Source organism: Burkholderia sp. Tr-862 (assembly GCF_011753085.1).
GTDB lineage: Bacteria > Pseudomonadota > Gammaproteobacteria > Burkholderiales > Burkholderiaceae > Burkholderia > Burkholderia ambifaria.
In genome coordinates this window covers 1-15,465 of the sequence record NZ_VWWG01000148.1, presented here as the reverse complement: position 1 = coordinate 15,465, position 15,465 = coordinate 1, and the positions used below count along the sequence as shown (strand labels likewise).

Genomic DNA, 15,465 nt, shown 5'->3' with positions numbered 1-15,465 from the left:
CTCGCGTCCGGCGGCTCCCGGTCACGTTTTCAGGAATTCATCCATGTCGTTCACCTTCGCCGCGCGGCCGTCGCGCGGTCGGCTCGCGCTCGCCTGCGCGGCCGCTTTTGCCTGGCCTGCCGCACAGGCGGCTGCGATCGATGGCGCGTCCGCCGAGCCGGTGGCCGGCGGTTCGGGTAACCCGGCCGGCCGTGCCGCATCGGTTGCCGCGGTCGTGCCCGCGCCGCCGGGCGACACGCTGACCGAGGTCAGCGTCACCGCCCGGCGGCAACCCGTCGATCCGGATACGCCCGCCGTCGTCGAGTCGATCACGCGCGAGCAGATCGACGCGCACACCAACGTCACGACCGAGGACGCGCTGAAGTACGCGCCCAACCTGATGGTTCGCAAGCGCTACATCGGCGACCGCAACAGCGTGTTCGCCGGCCGCGACTTCAACGAACTGCAGAGTGCGCGCGGGCTCGTGTATGCCGATGGCCTGCTGCTGTCGAACCTGCTCGGCTCGAGCTATGCGTACCCGCCGCGCTGGTCGCTGATCGCGCCCGACGATATCGAGCGCGTCGACGTGCGGTATGGCCCCTTTTCCGCGCTGTATCCCGGCAACGCGATCGGCTCGACCGTGCTGCTGACGACGCGGCGCCCCGACAAACTGGAGGCGTCGCTGTCGACGCAGTTCTTCACGCAGCGCTATCACGACGGCTACGGGCTGGCGGACAGCTTCGGCGGCAATCACCAGACCGCGCGGATCGCGAACCGGATCGGCAAATTCTGGTTCTCGCTGTCGCTCGACCGGCTGGAGAACGACGGTCAGCCGATGCAGTATGCAAGCCCCAATTCCGCGTACAACCCGAAGCTCGGCGCCGCGGTGCCCGTGACGGGTGCGGCCACCGACATCGGACCCAACGGCAAGCCGCGCACGATCGTCGGCGCGCAGAACATCGAGCGGACCGAGCAGCTCAACGAGACGGTCCGGATGGGCTACGCGTTCACGGACCGCGTGGACGCGACGCTGACGCTCGGGCACTGGGAGAACCATTACCGGCAGCACGGCGAAACCTTCCTGCGCGACGCGGCCGGCAATCCCGTCTACGGCGGCAACGTGTCGATCGGCGGCCGGAACATGACCATCGCGCCGAGCGCGTTCGCGCCGCAGCGCGGCGACCAGGAGAACTGGCTGTACGCGCTCGGCCTGAACGGCCGGCTTGATTCGGGCTGGCGGTTGTCGGGCGTGGTGTCCGCCTACGACGTGTCGCGCGACGTGCTGCGCGCGGCATCGACCGTGCAGGGCGGGGCGGGCACGCTGTTCCAGGGCGACGGTACGGGCTGGCGCACGCTCGACCTGAAGGCCGAGGCGCCGGAAGTAAAGGGCCATACGTTCACGTTCGGCTATCACTACGACAACTATTTCCTGCGCAACGTCACGTACAACACGGCCGACTGGCTGGCCGGGCCGACCACCTCACTCGCGAGCGTCTACCAGGGCGACACGCGCACGCAGGCGCTGTTCGCGCAGGACGCGTGGCGTTTCGCGCCCGGCTGGCTCGCGACCCTCGGCCTGCGCTACGAGCGCTGGGATGCATACGGCGGCGCGCTGGGCAACGCGGGCGGCACGGTCGGTTACGCGGACCGCGGCGCGAATGCGCTGTCGCCGAAAGTCGCGCTGCAATGGGACGCGACGGACGTGTGGCGCTTCCGGGTGTCGTTCGCGACGGGCACGCGCTTCCCGACGGTCGGCGAGCTGTTCCAGGGCACGATCTCGAACAACGCGATCGTCAACAACAACCCCAGCCTGCGGCCGGAAAAGGCGATCGACTGGGACTTCACGGCCGAGCGCGACGTGGGCGTCGGCGTCGTGCGCGCGAGCGTGTTCCAGAGCGACCTGCGCGATTCGATCTACAGCCAGACGACGGTGTCGGGCGCGTCGACCGTCACCAACATCTCGAACGTCGATCGCGTGCGCGTGCGCGGCGTCGAACTCGGATTCAGCGGTCGGAACGTCGGGCTGCGCGGGCTCGACATCGACGCGAACGTGTCGGCGAGCCATGCGCAGATCCTGGCCGACACCGCGAATCCCGCGTACGTCGGCTCGCGCTTTCCGCGCATCCCGCGCATGCGCGCGAACCTGCTCGCGTCGTACCGCTTCGACGAGCACTGGCTCGCGAGCGTCGGCGTCCGGTACTCCGGTCGCCAGTTCAACACGCTGGACAACAGCGACGTGAATCCGGACGTGTACGGCGGCACGAGCATCTTCACGGTCGTCGACCTGAAGGCGCGCTACCGGTTCGACCGTCACTGGACCGCCTCGGTCGGCATCGACAACCTGACGGACCGCCGCTACTACGTGTTCCACCCGTATCCGGGCCGCACTTTCTTTGGAGAACTGAAATGGTCGCTGTGAAATCGTTCGCGGCAGGCTGCGCGCTGTGGCTCGCGGCGCTGTCGCCCGCCGGCGCGCACGACGCACCGAAAACCGCCGATCCGCATGCTGCGCACATGAGCATGCAGGCTGCGCCGGCGCAACAGAAGCAGCCGCTCGCGACCGGCGCCGCGTTCGACGCGCGGCACCGGCTGTGGGTCGCATGGGTCGAAGGCGCGCACGTCGTCGTCGCGCACTCGGACGACGCGGGCCGCACGCTGTCCGCGCCCGTGACCGTCAACGCGATGCCCGAGCCGATCTACACGAGCGCGGAGAATCGGCCGAAGATTGCGACGAGCCCCGACGGCCGTGCGGTGTACGTGTCGTGGTCGATGCCGCTCGATGCGCCGTACACCGGCATGGTGCGCTTCTCGCGCTCGCTCGACGGCGGGGCGACCTGGAGCGTGCCCGTCACCGTGCATCGCGACCGGCAGGCGATCACGCACCGCTTCGACATGATGGCCGTCGATCCGGCCGGCAACATCGCGATCGCGTGGATCGACAAGCGCGATCTCGTCGCGGCGAAGGCGGCGGGGCAGGCGTATGAAGGCGCGGCCGTCTACTACGCGGTGTCGCGCGACGGCGGCGCGTCGTTCGAGCCCGAGCGCAAGGTGACCGACCACACGTGCGAATGCTGCCGCATCGCGATGGCGATCGATCCGGCCGGACACATCGAAGGCGTGTGGCGCAACGTGTTCCCGGGACAGATCCGCGACCATGCGCTCGCGGTGCTGCCCGTGTCGGCGTCGGAGCCCGTCGTGCCGGTGCGTGCGACGTTCTCGAACTGGCATGTCGAGGCCTGCCCCGAACACGGGCCGGCGCTTGCGATCACGCCCGACGGTACGCGTCATATCGCGTGGTTCGGCGTCGTCGATGGCCGCGCCGACGTGTTCTACTCGCGCATCGGCGCCGACGGCCAGCCGCGCGGCACGCCGTGGGCATTTGGCGCGAATCCGGCGGTGCCGGCCGAGCAGGCATCGCATGCGGCGCTCGTCGCGCGCGGCGACGTCGTCTGGCTTGCGTGGAAGGCGTTCGACGGCGACACGATGCAGATCAAGCTGCGCCGCTCGGACGATCGCGGCGAGCACTGGTCGGCGCCGCGCGTGATCGCGTCGACGTCGGGCGCGAGCGACAATCCGCAACTGCTCGACGACGCGGGCCGCATCTACCTGTCGTGGCGTACGCGTCACGACGGCTACCGGCTGATTCCCGTGGAGGGCGCACAATGAAACGGCTGATGGTGTTGATCGGCGCCGTGCTCGCGAGCCTGCCGGCGTGGGCCGGCGAGCTGCAGCCGCTGCGCGTGGCCGAAGTCGCGAAGTTGTATGCGACGGCGCACGAACGGCCGCTCGCGGTCGAGATCTGGTCGCTCGATTGCGGATACTGCCGCGAGAACGCCGCGCATCTCGTCGCGTGGCAGCGCCGGCATCCGGACGTGCAGCTCGCCATGGTCGCGATGGACGCTTATGACGACAACGGCGCCGCGATCGCCCAGGCGCTCGCGCAAATGAATCTGCCGCCGCACGTCGCGCAGTATGCGAACGCGGAGCCGATGCCCGAGCGTCTGCGGGCGGCGCTCGATGCGGGATGGCGGGGAGAAATGCCGCGTACCGTGTGGATCGGTCGCGATGGCGCACGCGAAGCGCGCAGCGGGTTGCTGACGACCGACGTGCTCGACGGCTGGTCGCAGCGCGGCAAGCGCCGCTGAAACGGAAGGCGGCGCGCGAGATGTCGCGCGCCGCTTCGATGCGAGAACAAACGAGCGCGCGCCCGAAGGCGCGCGAGAAGATCGTCAGGCCGCGCGCCTGAATAGCCGGATCACGAACAGCAGGATCACGGCGCCGATGACAGCGACGACCACCGAGCCGATGAAGCCGCTGCCGATGGTGATGCCGAGCATCCCGGCCAGCCAGCCGCCGATCACCGCGCCGACGATACCGACGATGATGTCGACGATCAGGCCGAACCCGCCGCCCTTGACCAGCAGGCCTGCCAGCCAGCCGGCGATCGCGCCGATGATGAGCCACATAATCAAGCCATGAGTCATGGTGATCCTCTCCTTGTATTGAGTCGAAATGACCGGACGCCGGCTGTTTCGCCGCAAGCTGCAGGAAGGCGGCATGCGACCCGCCGCGCCGCCCACGCAATGTAACGCGATAGACGGGTCGGAATCGTTAAGTAATGTTATGCACCCTTAACGGGTTTTTCCAGGGGATTCGTCTGCCTACGGCGCGTCGGGTGCGCAAACGATGCGCAGCGAAATGAATTTGTAAGGGGGGGTGCCCGCTCGGCGGCGTGTCCTGCGTCATTGCTGGTGCACCGGCGCCGGTGCGCCCGTATCGGGCAGGCCGTCGCCGGCGTCTGCAATCAGGCGGGCGACGGTCGCCGTATCGCCGATCGTCTCGATCGCCAGGAGCGCAAAGCGGGCAAGAAAGAGCGGGGCGTCGGTTTCGCCGATGCGGGTCATCGTGCGGCACAGGTCGGTGTAGAGGATGTCGCGTTCGGTGTCGGTCATCATGCGTTCTCCTGAAGATCGGATGACGTGCGCGGGCGAAGCGCACGATCGAGTGCGGCGCTCAGGTCGGCGGGGCGCGCGTCGTGCCAGCGGCCGAGCACGTGTCCATCCGGACGCACGAGGTAGACGGTGCCGTCGCGCACACCGTACAGGTCGAACAGCCGGTCGTCCGCATCGTCGCCGTCGCATTCCGGATGGTGCGGTGCCGGATGCCGCGCGAGCGTCACCAGCGCGAACGGTATGCGGGCGGCGTGCAGGTGCCGCTCGAGTTCGGCGAACGACGGATCGGGTGCGCCGTCGCGCGTGAAGCGCAACGCCGTGAAGCATGGGCCGACGAGATCGGTCAGATGGCCACGGCGTGCGTCGCCGGCGTTGCCGATGTCGCGCGACGCGTGCAGCCTCAGCGGACATTCCGCGAGTACCGTGCCGGGCGCCGGTCCGGCCGAAAATGCATCGCGCTCGTCCGCGTTGAGCGGCGACGCCGTGTACGCGATGGCCGTCGTCTGGCGCGGATTGATCAGCGAACGCAACGCCGGATTCCGCACCGCGAGTGTCAGCACGGCCTTGCGCATCAGCTCGAACGCGAACGACGGGGGTGCCATGAACTCGGTGCTCTTGGTGCCGTAGCGCAGGTTCTCGTGCGTCGCGAATACCCGCTCGTCCGAATAGCTGTCGAGTAGTGCATCGGACGCGAGGCCGCGAATCACGTACGCCAGTTTCCACGCGACGTTGTCGGCGTCGTCGATGCCCGAATTCGCGCCGCGCACGCCGAAGATCGGCACGAGGTGCGCGGCGTCGCCGCAGAACAGCACGCGGCCGTGCCGGTAGCGTTCGAGCGTCAGTGCGTTCGCCTTGTAGATCGTGATCCAGATCGGCGACCAGTCGCCGCGTTCGCCCATCATGTCCAGCAGGCTCTGCACGCGCGGGATCACGTTCTCGGGCTTCACGGCCGCGTCGGGATCCTCGTCGTCGCGCAGCTGGTAGTCGATCCGCCACACGTTGTCGGGCTGCTTGTGGACGAGCACCGTCGAGCCGGGGTTCGACGGCGGGTCGAAATACGCGAGCCGTTCGGTCGGCCGGTCGCTGTCGAGCGCGATGTCGACGATCACGTAGCGGCCTTCGTAGCTCGTACCCTGAAGCGACAGGCCGAGCGCATCGCGCATCGTGCTGCGCCCGCCATCGCTCGCGACGATCCAGTCGGCATCGAGTGCGTAGCCGCCGAGCGGCGTTTCGATGTCGAGGCGCACGCCGTCCGGGTGCCGCGTGACACCCGCGACCTTCGCCTGCCAGCGGATCTCGATGAGCTCGGGGCGGCGCAGCGCGGCATCGAGCAGGAACTGCTCGATGTGATACTGCGCGAGGTTCACCATCGGCGGCAGCTTCTGGTTCTCGTCCTGCGGCATCGTGAAATGCAGCACTTCGTCGCGACGATGGAAACTGCGCCCGCCGCTCCACGGCAGCCCGACGCGCAGGAAGTCGTCGAGCGCGCCGAGCCGCTCGATGATGTCGAGGCTGCGGCGCGAGATGCAGATCGCGCGGCTGCCGTGACAGACCGAGTCGTCGGCTTCGAGCAGCACGCTGCGGATGCCGTGGTTGGCGAGGCCGAGTGCGACGGCGAGACCCACCGGCCCGCCGCCGACGATCGCGACGCGGTGCCGCTGCGTCTCGACACCGTCGCTGCAGGTCGGCAGGTGCGCCGCATGGCGCGCGGCGCTGAACGGATATGGCTTGAATTCGATGCCCATCGTTGGCTTCCAGGTTGCAGTGATCGGACGCGCCCGCGCGATGACGCGAGGCGTGCGGCGGGTCGATGCAGTATGGAAGCCGCGCCGACATCGCTGTCCCCATTCCGGGTACGGCGAGCGGCTGGCAGCGGGTCGGGATTTACCCCGATGCGTTCAGGATCGGCGGGCGCCGTTCACGGTTGCAGGCACAGCGCAAACAGCTGGCGCTGGCTCGAAATGCCGAGACGCCGGTACGCGCGCTTCTGGTAGGTGACGACGCTCGACGCCTTCACGCCGATCGTGTCGCCGATTTCCCGCGCGCTCTGGCCTTCGAGCACACCGCGCAGCACGTCGAGTTCGCGCTTGGACAACGCCGGACAGGCGCCGCGCAGCCGCGCGAGCATCAGTTGCGGGATGCCGATCTGCGTCGAGCCCGCGAGCGCGTAATGATGTTGCGCCGCCTGCGCGATCAGCGGCGCGAGCGTTTCGATGGCCGCGATCTCGCGCGGCTGGAATGCGCCGCTGCGATGCGCGCGATACAGGTTGATCGACAACCAGGTCGAGTCGTTCGGCTGCATCAGCAGCGCGAGGCGATCGGATACGTCGGGGTCGCGGTAGCAGGCCGCGCGATACGCGTCGTGACCGATCTCGTCGCCGGCCTGCTGATGCAGCAGCACATCGCGGCGGTGCGTGCCGCGACCGGCGGCCGAGACGATCGTCTGGTTGCCGTCGAGCGCATAGAAATGTCGCGCGTAGGTGTCGGCGACATCGCGCAGGTAGCGACCGCCGCGATGATCGGCGACCGACACGGTGCGCGGCCGGTTGCCGAACTCGTACGCGAAGATCGTGCACTGCGTGACGGACAGCGCATCGTCGAACAGCTTCAGGATTTCCGCGGCGAACGCGTTCGGCTCGCTGTCGCCGATCGCGGCGACGAGACCGGTCGCACGGGACACGTCCAGTTGCCCGCTGAGGTTCGGTCGCTCGAGACGCCAGGTGCGCATGATGCAGGGGAGGACAGGGTGATCCGGCGATTGTAATCGGCGGTGCGCGGGGTGGGAGTCGGGAGATGCCCGCAAGCGGAAATGACGGGGGCGGGCGCACGATTTCGTGTATCGGAAAACGCGGCCGGAAAAAAACGCGGCTGGAAAAGAGAAAAGGCCTGACAAGCGATGCTTGTCAGGCCTTTATGTCTTGGTGCCGGAGATAGGAGTCGAACCTACGACCTTCGCATTACGAATGCGCTGCTCTACCAACTGAGCTACACCGGCAGCAGAGAAATGAAATTATATGGTCAAATCCGAGATCTTGGCAATAGGTTTTGCGAAATTTTTTCAGCTTGCTGCTGCTGCTTCGCGAAACCATCGATCCGGCGGACTTCCCGCTTTCACTTCACTGCGACGCAGCCTGTCAGGGCCACATCGCGAAGGCGCGATTGTACTGACGTCTCGCACCTTCGTCTAGTGCTGCGGGGCAAATTTATTTGCCTTCGCCTTCGTTGTGATAGCCGGTCACGCGCTCGACTTCGTTCTTCGAACCGAGGAAGACCGGCACGCGCTGGTGCAGGCCGGTCGGCTGCACTTCCATGATGCGCTGCGTGCCCGTCGTCGCGGCGCCGCCCGCCTGTTCGACGATGAACGACATCGGGTTCGCTTCATACATCAGGCGCAGCTTGCCCGGGCGATCGGGCGTGCGCTTGTCGGCCGGGTACATGAAGATGCCGCCGCGGTTCAGGATCCGGTGCACGTCGGCCACCATCGACGCGATCCAGCGCATGTTGAAGTTGTCGCCGCGCGGGCCGTCCTTGCCGGCGTTCAGTTCGTCGACATAGCGCTGGACCGGCTCGTACCAGTGGCGCGCGTTCGACGCGTTGATCGCGTATTCGCGCGTATCGGCCGGGATCTGCATGTTGCTTTGCGTGAGCACCCACGAACCGACTTCGCGGTCGAGCGTGAAGCAGTTCACGCCGTTGCCGGTCGTCAGCACGAACACGGTCTGCGGGCCGTACACCGCGTAGCCGGCCGCGACCTGCTCCGTACCGGGCTGCAGGAACGATTCCTCGGTGGCCTGCTTGCCGTCCGGGCAGCGCAGCACCGAGAAGATCGTGCCGATCGACACGTTCACGTCGATGTTCGACGAGCCGTCGAGCGGATCGAACACGAGCAGGTATTCGCCGCGCGGGTAGTTCGCGGGGATCGGGAAGAATGTTTCCATCTCCTCCGACGCCATCGCGGCGAGGTTGCCGCCCCATTCGTTCGCGTCGAGCAGGATCTCGTTCGACAGGATGTCGAGCTTCTTCTGCACTTCGCCCTGGACGTTCTCGCTGCCGGCGGTGCCGAGCGCTTCGCCGAGCGCACCCTTGGACACGTTGTAGCTGATCGCCTTGCACGCGCGTGCGACGACTTCGATCAGCAGGCGCAGGTCGGCGGGGAGGTTGTTGGTCTCACGTTGCTGTTCGATCAGGAACTTCGACAGCGTGGTGCGGCGGGCAATGGACATGACTGACTCCGAAAGGCCAAAGAATCCTTGAATGCCCGCAATTTTACCCGCCGCGCCTCCCGCGCCGCCGGCTTTTTTCGTCCGGTTACATGGCCGGGCGGCCGATTCGGCCGGGTGCCGGCGTGCGCGGCGCGGCGGACCGGCCCTGCGGCGGCGGGACCGCTGGGCGGTCGAACGCGCTCTCCGGCTCCGACCCCGCGAACCTTCGGCCGATAAAAAAGCCGGCGCCGCAACGGGGCGGCGCCGGCTTCTTCGCGCGGGAGCGCGACGCGAATCGCATGCGTGCCGTTACGCGAGCGCCTTCTCGACGATCTCGCGCACGTCGCGCGATTTCGCGCCGGCCGCGACCTGCTCCAGGGCTTCGCGCATCCGATCGCGCAGCGCCGGTGTGAAGCGGCGCCACAGTTCGAGCGAGCGGGCGAGGCGCGCGGCGACTTGCGGGTTGATCGCGTCGAGCGCGAGCACCTGTTCGGCCCAGAACGCGTAGCCCGAACCGTCCGCCGCGTGGAATTGCGCCGGGTTCGCCGCGCAGAAGCTGAAGATCAGCGAGCGTGCGCGGTTCGGGTTCTTCAGGTTGAACGCGGGGTGGGCCATCAGCTTGCGGACTTTCTCGAGCGTCGGCTGCGCGGCCGTGCCGCGTTGCGCGGCCTGCATCGCGAACCACTTGTCGATCACGAGCGCTTCCTTCTCGAAGCGACGGTAGAAGTCGTCGAGCGCACGCGTGGCCGCGTCGTTCGCGCCCGAGGCCGCGGCGGACAGCAGTGCGCCGAGCGCGGCGGCGCGATCGGTCATGTTGTTCGCAGCGTCGTACTGCGCGGTCGCGATGCGCACGGCGTCGGCCGGATCCTCGAGTTCGGCGAGATATGCGAGCGCGAGGTTCTTCAGCGCGCGGCGGCCGGACGCTTCGGGCGTCGGCTCGTACGCGCCCGGCGTCTGGTGCTGCTCGTGCGCGGCGAGCCACTCGGCGCGCAGCGCGGTCGCGAGCTGGCGGCGCACGAACTGGCGTGCGCGATGCACGGCGGCCGGATCGGCTTCCGCCATCTGGTCGGCGAGATAGGTTTCCGACGGCAGCGTCAGCGCGAGCTCGCGGAACGCGGGCGACAGGTTTTCATCGGTCAGCACGCGGCGGAACGCGGCGACGAAGTTGCCGCCGAGCGTGAGCGGCTGGTTCGCGGCGGCGCGCGCGGCGAGCGTCAGCAGCGCGCGCGTCGCGAGGCGCTGGCCGGCTTCCCAGCGGTTGAACGGGTCGCTGTCGTGCGCGAGCAGGAACGCGAGATCGTCGTCGCTGTAGTCGTACTCGACGATTACCGGCGCCGAGAAATTGCGCAGCAGCGACGGCAGCGGCTGTTCCGGCACGTCGACGAACGTGAAGGTCTGCTCGGTGTCGGTGAAGTCGAGCACGCGCGTCGTGCCCGACGCGGCGGCTTCGCCGTCGAGGCGCAGCGGCAGGTCGCGGCCGTCGCGGCCGATCAGGCCGATCGCGAACGGGATCAGCAGCGGCCCCTGTTGCGTCTCGCGCGCCGCCGGCGACGCGTCGCCGTAGCCCTGCGCGAGCGTGACCGTGTAGCGGCGTGCGGCCGCGTCGTACGCGGTACGCACCGACACGCGCGGCGTGCCGGCCTGGCTGTACCAGCGCTCGAACTGCGCGAGATCGCGCTCGTTCGCGTCGGCCATCGCGTGACGGAAGTCGTCGCACGTCACGGCGTGACCGTCGTGGCGCTTGAAGTACAGGTCCATCCCCTTGCGGAACCCGTCGCGACCGAACAGCGTCTGGTACATCCGCACGACTTCCGAGCCTTTCTCGTAGACGGTCATCGTGTAGAAGTTGTTGATCTCGACGTAGCTTTCCGGACGCACCGGATGCGCCATCGGGCCCGCGTCCTCGGCGAACTGCAACTGGCGCAGCACGCGCACGTCCTCGATGCGCTTGACCGCGCGGGCCGCCGACGCGACGTCGTCGCCCGCAGCCATGTCGGCCGAGAACTCCTGATCGCGGAACACCGTCAGGCCTTCCTTCAGGCTCAGCTGGAACCAGTCGCGGCAGGTCACGCGGTTGCCGGTCCAGTTGTGGAAGTACTCGTGGCCGACCACCGACTCGATGTTCGCGAAGTCGGTGTCGGTCGCGGTCTCGGGGTTCGCCAGCACGTACTTCGTGTTGAAGATGTTGAGCCCCTTGTTCTCCATCGCGCCCATGTTGAAGTCGCCGACCGCGACGATCATGAAGCGGTCGAGATCGAGCTCCAGACCGAAGCGCTTCTCGTCCCAGCGGATCGAGTGGATCAGCGAATCCATCGCGTGACGGGTCTTGTCGAGATCGGCCGGTTCGACCCACACCTGCAGCAGCTTTTCCTTGCCGGAGCCGGACGTGATCTTTTCCTCGATCGCGACGAGCTTGCCCGCGACGAGCGCGAACAGGTAGCTCGGCTTGCGGAACGGGTCTTCCCATTTCGCGAAATGGCGGCCGTCGGGCAGCTCGCCCGAGTCGACCAGGTTGCCGTTCGACAGCAGCACCGGATAGGCGGCCTTGTCGGCGCGCAGCGTGACGGTGTACGAGGCCATCACGTCGGGGCGGTCGAGGAAGTAGGTGATGCGGCGAAAGCCTTCGGCCTCGCACTGCGTGAAGAAGTTGCCGCTCGATACGTACAGGCCGGACAGCGTCGTGTTCTGGTCCGGTGCGCACGCGCTCTCGAGCGTGAGCTCGAACGCGTCGGGCACGTTTTCGACGGTCAGCCCATGTTCGTGCGCACGCACCGCACCGTACGGCGCGCCGTCGAGCTGCGCGCCGAGGAATTCGAGCGCTTCGCCCATCAGCTCCAGATGCGGGGTGGGCGCCGCGTCCGGATTGCGGCGCACGCGCATCGTATTCCTGACGATCGTGCGGGCCGGCGCGAGATCGAATTCGAGTGCGACGGAATCGATGAGGAAGGCCGGCGGCGTGTAGTCGGCGCGGCGGATCACGGTGGAGGAGGCGTTGTCGGACATGGTCGTCGAGATCGGTGGAGTGGGGATCGGGCCCGCAGCGCGGACCGGGCGAACCGGGCCATTGTACAAAGGCTTGCGGCCGCGTGCCGCAGCGAACTTTTTACCGGTTCGGGCAGTCCGCGTATTATCGGCATCCCGTGCGGTTCGCGCGGTGCGACGTACGGATGACGGATCGACGAGGATCGACATGAAACGCGAATGGATTCAACGCGGTGCGGGCTGGGCGGCGGTGCTGTGCGTGGCGCTGCTGACGGGCTGCACCAGCTACGTGACGACGCAGGTCACGGCCTTCTCCGACTGGAGCGGCAGCGATGCGACACGCACTTACGCCTTCACGCGCACCGATGCGCAGAAGCACAGCATCGAGCAGTCGACCTACGAGCCGATCGTCGCGAACGAGTTGTCCGCGTACGCATTCCGGCAGGTGCCGGCCGCGCAGGCGCGCTATCTGGTCGGGCTGACCTACGGGGTCGGCAGCGATCTGGTGACGGTGCCGCAGCCGGTCTACTACGACCCGTGGTTCGCGGGGCCGGGGCCGTACTGGCGGGGCGGGCCGTGGGGCCCGTGGGGGCCCTGGGGGCCGATGCCGGCAGGTTATGTCGCGCAGACCTACCAGGTGTTCGACTACACGCTCGGTATCCGGATCACCGAGCGCGCGACCGGCAAGGAGGTCTACAACGTGACCGCGCGCACCACCGGCGACAACGGTGCGCTGCTGTATGCGATGCCGTTCCTCGCGCGCAGCGCGCTCGCCGATTTCCCGTTGGCGAACGGCGCGATCCGCACGGTGCGATTGCCGGTCGACAAGCGCGGCGGGCCCGCGGCGGCGCCGGCCGCCAACGAGCGTGCGGTGCCGGCCGTGCCGGCCTCGGGTGCGGGGCTCGCGAAGTAACGCGCTGTCGACACCGGCGCGGCCGCCCGGCCGCGCCACCAGCCGGCGTGTGTTGTGTGCGTCAGACCCCGACGCCCAGCAACGCCAGCGCGCCCAGCACGATGAACAGCACGGCCGCGATGCCGTGCACCAGCTTCGTCGGCAGCCGGTGCGCGAAACGGTCGCCCAGCAGGATCGCGGGCACGTTCGCGAGCATCATCCCGAAGGTCGTGCCGGCCACCACGCCGATGTAATCCTGGAAGCGCGCGGCGAGCGCGACGGTCGCGATCTGTGTCTTGTCACCCATTTCCGCGAGGAAGAACGCGACGAGCGTCGCGCCGAACACGCCGAGCCGCGAGCGGGTCGCATTGGCTTCGTCGGCATCGAGCTTGTCCGGCACGAGGATCCACAACCCCATCGCGATGAACGAGAAGGCGAGCGCCCAGCGCATGATCGACGGCGTGACGAGTATGCCGAGCCACTCGCCGAACGCACCGGCGAAGCCGTGGTTCACGAGCGTCGCGACGAGCACGCCGAGAATGATCGGCACGGGCTTGCGATAGCGCGCGGCCAGCACGAGGGACAGCAGTTGGGTCTTGTCGCCGATTTCAGCGAGGGCGACGGCGCCGGTGGAGATCAGGAAGGCTTGAGACACGTATGGGGTTCCACGGGCCGATGTTGTGCGTGCGAGCGACGATCCACCGCGCGCCGGGCCCTGATGCGGCGCGCAGTGAACCATCGGTCTCGCCAGGCCTTGGTGGCTGCGTCCGCCATGGCCGCATGGCCAAGTCTGTTGACGGACGCCTCCGTCACGATGCGCGCCGGGAGCGCGGGACATCGAGCGGAGCGGCTACTCCCCAATGAGCGGCGAATTCTAGCACGGCGGGTGCGGCGGGCGGAGCGAATCCGGCGGCTCCGGGATGCGCCGTAGCGCACGCCGGAGCGGGAGGGGAGCGGGGGAGGGAGCGGGCAAACGCGCGCGCGTTATGCGGCGGCGGCGCGGCGTGCGGCACCGCGCTCGTGCACGAGCCGGCCGGCCGCGTACGTGCGGTACACGGCGCGGTCGTCGCCGAGCAGCGCGAACGCGAACAGCAGCTCCTCGAGCGAATCCGCGCGCTTCGTGCGGCGCGCGAGCAGCGGCGTGGCCTGCGGGTCGAGCACGATGAAGTCGGCTTCGGTGCGCGGCGCGAGCGTGCCGACCGTGTCGGCGAGATCGAGCGCCTGCGCGGCGCCGGCCGTTGCGAGCCAGAACATCCGCGTCGCGCTCAGGTGGTGGCCCGACAGCCGCGCGACCTTGTGCGCCTCGTTCATCGTCTGCAGCATCGAGAACGACGTACCGCCGCCGACGTCGGTCGCGAGCGTGACCGGCACGCCGTATTCGCCGGCCTTGTCGAAGTCGAACAGTCCGCTGCCGAGAAAGAAGTTCGACGTCGGGCAGTGCGCGACGACGGTGCGCGTCTGGGCCATCCGGCGGCGGTCCTCGTCGTCGAGGTGGATGCAGTGGCCGTACACCGCGCGCGGACGCAGCAGCCCGTAGCGATCGTAGATGTCGAGATAGCTGCGGTGGCCGGGGAACAGCTCCGCGACCCATTTCACTTCATCGACGTTTTCCGCGACGTGGCTCTGCACGAACACGTCCGGATGGCGGCGCGCGAGTTCGCTGCACGCCTCGAGCTGCGCCTCGGTGGACGTCGGCGCGAAGCGCGGCGTGAGCGCGTACAGCTGGCGGCCGTTGCCGTGCCAGCGGTCGATTAGCTCGGCGCTGTCGTCATAGCCCGATTGCGCGGTGTCGCGCAGGAACTCGGGGCAGTTGCGGTCCATCAGCACCTTGCCCGCGATCATCCGCAGGTCGCGCGCATCGCTCGCCGCGAACAGCGCGTCGGCCGACTGCTTGTGCACGGTGCAGTAGACGAGCGCGCTCGTCGTGCCGCAGGCGAGCAGTTCGTCGACGAAGAAGTCGGCGACCTCGCGCGCATGCTCCGGATCGCCGAACTTGCGCTCGGTCGGGAACGTGTACTTGTCGAGCCACGGCAGCAGGCCGGGGGCCGGCGACGCGATCATGTCCGTCTGCGGATAGTGGATGTGCGTGTCGATGAAGCCGGGCACGATCAGCTTGTCGCGCAGGTCGTGGACGATCGCATCGCGCGCGAGCGTCGCGGCGAGCCGCGCATACGGGCCGGCCGCGACGACCTTGCCGTCGTCGACGATCAGAAGGCCGTCGGTCTCGTGGTTCGCGGCCTGGCTCGACTGCGCCGGGTCGCCGTTGAAGGTCAGCAGCTGGGAACGGAAAGCGGTGTGCGTCATGACGAATGGTCCTGCATCAAGGTAAGGCGAACAGAAGAAAACAGTCGGTGCCGCGCGGCCGACGGCCTGAAGGGCGCGGCCCGTGCGAGCCGCGTGAAGGTTACGGCTCCCGTGAACCGCGCGAAGGCTATGGCTCCCGCGAACCGCGCGAGGG

12 protein-coding genes, 1 tRNA gene and 1 riboswitch are annotated in these 15,465 nt (G+C 68.2%); of the genes, 4 read left to right on the top strand and 9 right to left on the bottom strand.

Features of this window, described 5'->3' with window-relative positions; translation table 11 throughout:
* Positions 1–43 precede the first annotated feature (43 nt).
* The 3 genes from F3J14_RS27615 to F3J14_RS27605 are packed head-to-tail and all read left to right on the top strand — an operon-like array spanning position 44 to position 4,124.
* Positions 44–2,398, top strand: coding sequence for a TonB-dependent receptor (locus F3J14_RS27615; protein ID WP_166725660.1), 2,355 nt, complete (start codon positions 44–46; stop codon positions 2,396–2,398).
* On the top strand, positions 2,386–3,645 hold the full coding sequence (locus F3J14_RS27610) for a sialidase family protein (protein WP_166725659.1): 1,260 nt from the start codon (positions 2,386–2,388) through the stop codon (positions 3,643–3,645). The genes F3J14_RS27615 and F3J14_RS27610 overlap by 13 nt, the downstream gene beginning before the upstream one ends.
* Positions 3,642–4,124 (top strand): TlpA disulfide reductase family protein, encoded by a 483-nt coding sequence (locus F3J14_RS27605; RefSeq protein ID WP_166725658.1) that lies wholly within the window; start codon positions 3,642–3,644, stop codon positions 4,122–4,124. Before F3J14_RS27610 ends, F3J14_RS27605 begins: the two co-directional genes overlap by 4 nt.
* Before the next feature lie 84 nt (positions 4,125–4,208).
* On the opposite strand, the gene F3J14_RS27600 is transcribed toward F3J14_RS27605, so the two are convergent.
* The 7 genes from F3J14_RS27600 to pepN form a co-directional block, all read right to left on the bottom strand.
* Positions 4,209–4,463 carry a GlsB/YeaQ/YmgE family stress response membrane protein gene (locus tag F3J14_RS27600; RefSeq protein WP_166725661.1) on the bottom strand — a complete coding sequence of 85 codons (255 nt, stop codon included), beginning with the start codon at positions 4,461–4,463 and terminating at the stop codon, positions 4,209–4,211.
* Between the two features lie 258 nt (positions 4,464–4,721).
* The gene (locus F3J14_RS27595) at positions 4,722–4,934 is read right to left on the bottom strand and encodes a hypothetical protein (RefSeq protein WP_166725657.1); all 213 of its coding nucleotides are present in this window, start codon (positions 4,932–4,934) and stop codon (positions 4,722–4,724) included.
* On the bottom strand, positions 4,931–6,676 hold the full coding sequence (locus F3J14_RS27590; protein ID WP_166725656.1) for an FAD-dependent oxidoreductase: 1,746 nt from the start codon (positions 6,674–6,676) through the stop codon (positions 4,931–4,933). The genes F3J14_RS27595 and F3J14_RS27590 overlap by 4 nt, the downstream gene beginning before the upstream one ends.
* A 173-nt stretch (positions 6,677–6,849) precedes the next feature.
* Positions 6,850–7,659, bottom strand: coding sequence for a LuxR C-terminal-related transcriptional regulator (locus F3J14_RS27585; RefSeq protein WP_166725655.1), 810 nt, complete (start codon positions 7,657–7,659; stop codon positions 6,850–6,852).
* 191 nt (positions 7,660–7,850) lie between these two features.
* Positions 7,851–7,926 (bottom strand) — tRNA-Thr (locus F3J14_RS27580).
* A gap of 208 nt (positions 7,927–8,134) precedes the next feature.
* Positions 8,135–9,154 carry a class 1 fructose-bisphosphatase gene (locus tag F3J14_RS27575; RefSeq protein ID WP_166725654.1) on the bottom strand — a complete coding sequence of 340 codons (1,020 nt, stop codon included), beginning with the start codon at positions 9,152–9,154 and terminating at the stop codon, positions 8,135–8,137.
* Between the two features lie 288 nt (positions 9,155–9,442).
* On the bottom strand, positions 9,443–12,136 hold the full coding sequence (gene pepN, locus F3J14_RS27570) for an aminopeptidase N (RefSeq protein ID WP_166725653.1): 2,694 nt from the start codon (positions 12,134–12,136) through the stop codon (positions 9,443–9,445).
* A 187-nt stretch (positions 12,137–12,323) separates the two neighbouring features.
* Between pepN and F3J14_RS27565 the strand changes: the two genes are divergently transcribed.
* Positions 12,324–13,028 carry a DUF4136 domain-containing protein gene (locus F3J14_RS27565; protein WP_166725652.1) on the top strand — a complete coding sequence of 235 codons (705 nt, stop codon included), beginning with the start codon at positions 12,324–12,326 and terminating at the stop codon, positions 13,026–13,028.
* Between the two features lie 61 nt (positions 13,029–13,089).
* Here the strand turns inward: F3J14_RS27565 and F3J14_RS27560 are convergent, their stop codons facing one another.
* Both F3J14_RS27560 and guaD read right to left on the bottom strand, forming a co-directional pair.
* Positions 13,090–13,662, bottom strand: a complete 573-nt coding sequence (locus F3J14_RS27560) for a TMEM165/GDT1 family protein (protein WP_166725651.1) — start codon at positions 13,660–13,662, stop codon at positions 13,090–13,092.
* A 78-nt stretch (positions 13,663–13,740) separates the two neighbouring features.
* Positions 13,741–13,878: riboswitch (yybP-ykoY riboswitch) on the bottom strand.
* A gap of 113 nt (positions 13,879–13,991) precedes the next feature.
* Complete coding sequence (guaD, locus tag F3J14_RS27555) at positions 13,992–15,311, bottom strand: guanine deaminase (RefSeq protein WP_166725650.1); 1,320 nt, start codon at positions 15,309–15,311, stop codon at positions 13,992–13,994.
* Positions 15,312–15,465 lie beyond the last annotated feature (154 nt).

Coding starts and splice junctions, on each gene's coding strand:
- pepN (WP_166725653.1), bottom strand. CDS start 12,136: ATGTCCGACAACGCCTCCTCCACCGTGATCCGCCGCGCCGACTACACG.
- F3J14_RS27610 (WP_166725659.1), top strand. CDS start 2,386: ATGGTCGCTGTGAAATCGTTCGCGGCAGGCTGCGCGCTGTGGCTCGCG.
- F3J14_RS27575 (WP_166725654.1), bottom strand. CDS start 9,154: ATGTCCATTGCCCGCCGCACCACGCTGTCGAAGTTCCTGATCGAACAG.
- F3J14_RS27605 (WP_166725658.1), top strand. CDS start 3,642: ATGAAACGGCTGATGGTGTTGATCGGCGCCGTGCTCGCGAGCCTGCCG.
- F3J14_RS27615 (WP_166725660.1), top strand. CDS start 44: ATGTCGTTCACCTTCGCCGCGCGGCCGTCGCGCGGTCGGCTCGCGCTC.
- F3J14_RS27565 (WP_166725652.1), top strand. CDS start 12,324: ATGAAACGCGAATGGATTCAACGCGGTGCGGGCTGGGCGGCGGTGCTG.
- F3J14_RS27600 (WP_166725661.1), bottom strand. CDS start 4,463: ATGACTCATGGCTTGATTATGTGGCTCATCATCGGCGCGATCGCCGGC.
- F3J14_RS27595 (WP_166725657.1), bottom strand. CDS start 4,934: ATGATGACCGACACCGAACGCGACATCCTCTACACCGACCTGTGCCGC.
- F3J14_RS27585 (WP_166725655.1), bottom strand. CDS start 7,659: ATGCGCACCTGGCGTCTCGAGCGACCGAACCTCAGCGGGCAACTGGAC.
- F3J14_RS27590 (WP_166725656.1), bottom strand. CDS start 6,676: ATGGGCATCGAATTCAAGCCATATCCGTTCAGCGCCGCGCGCCATGCG.
- guaD (WP_166725650.1), bottom strand. CDS start 15,311: ATGACGCACACCGCTTTCCGTTCCCAGCTGCTGACCTTCAACGGCGAC.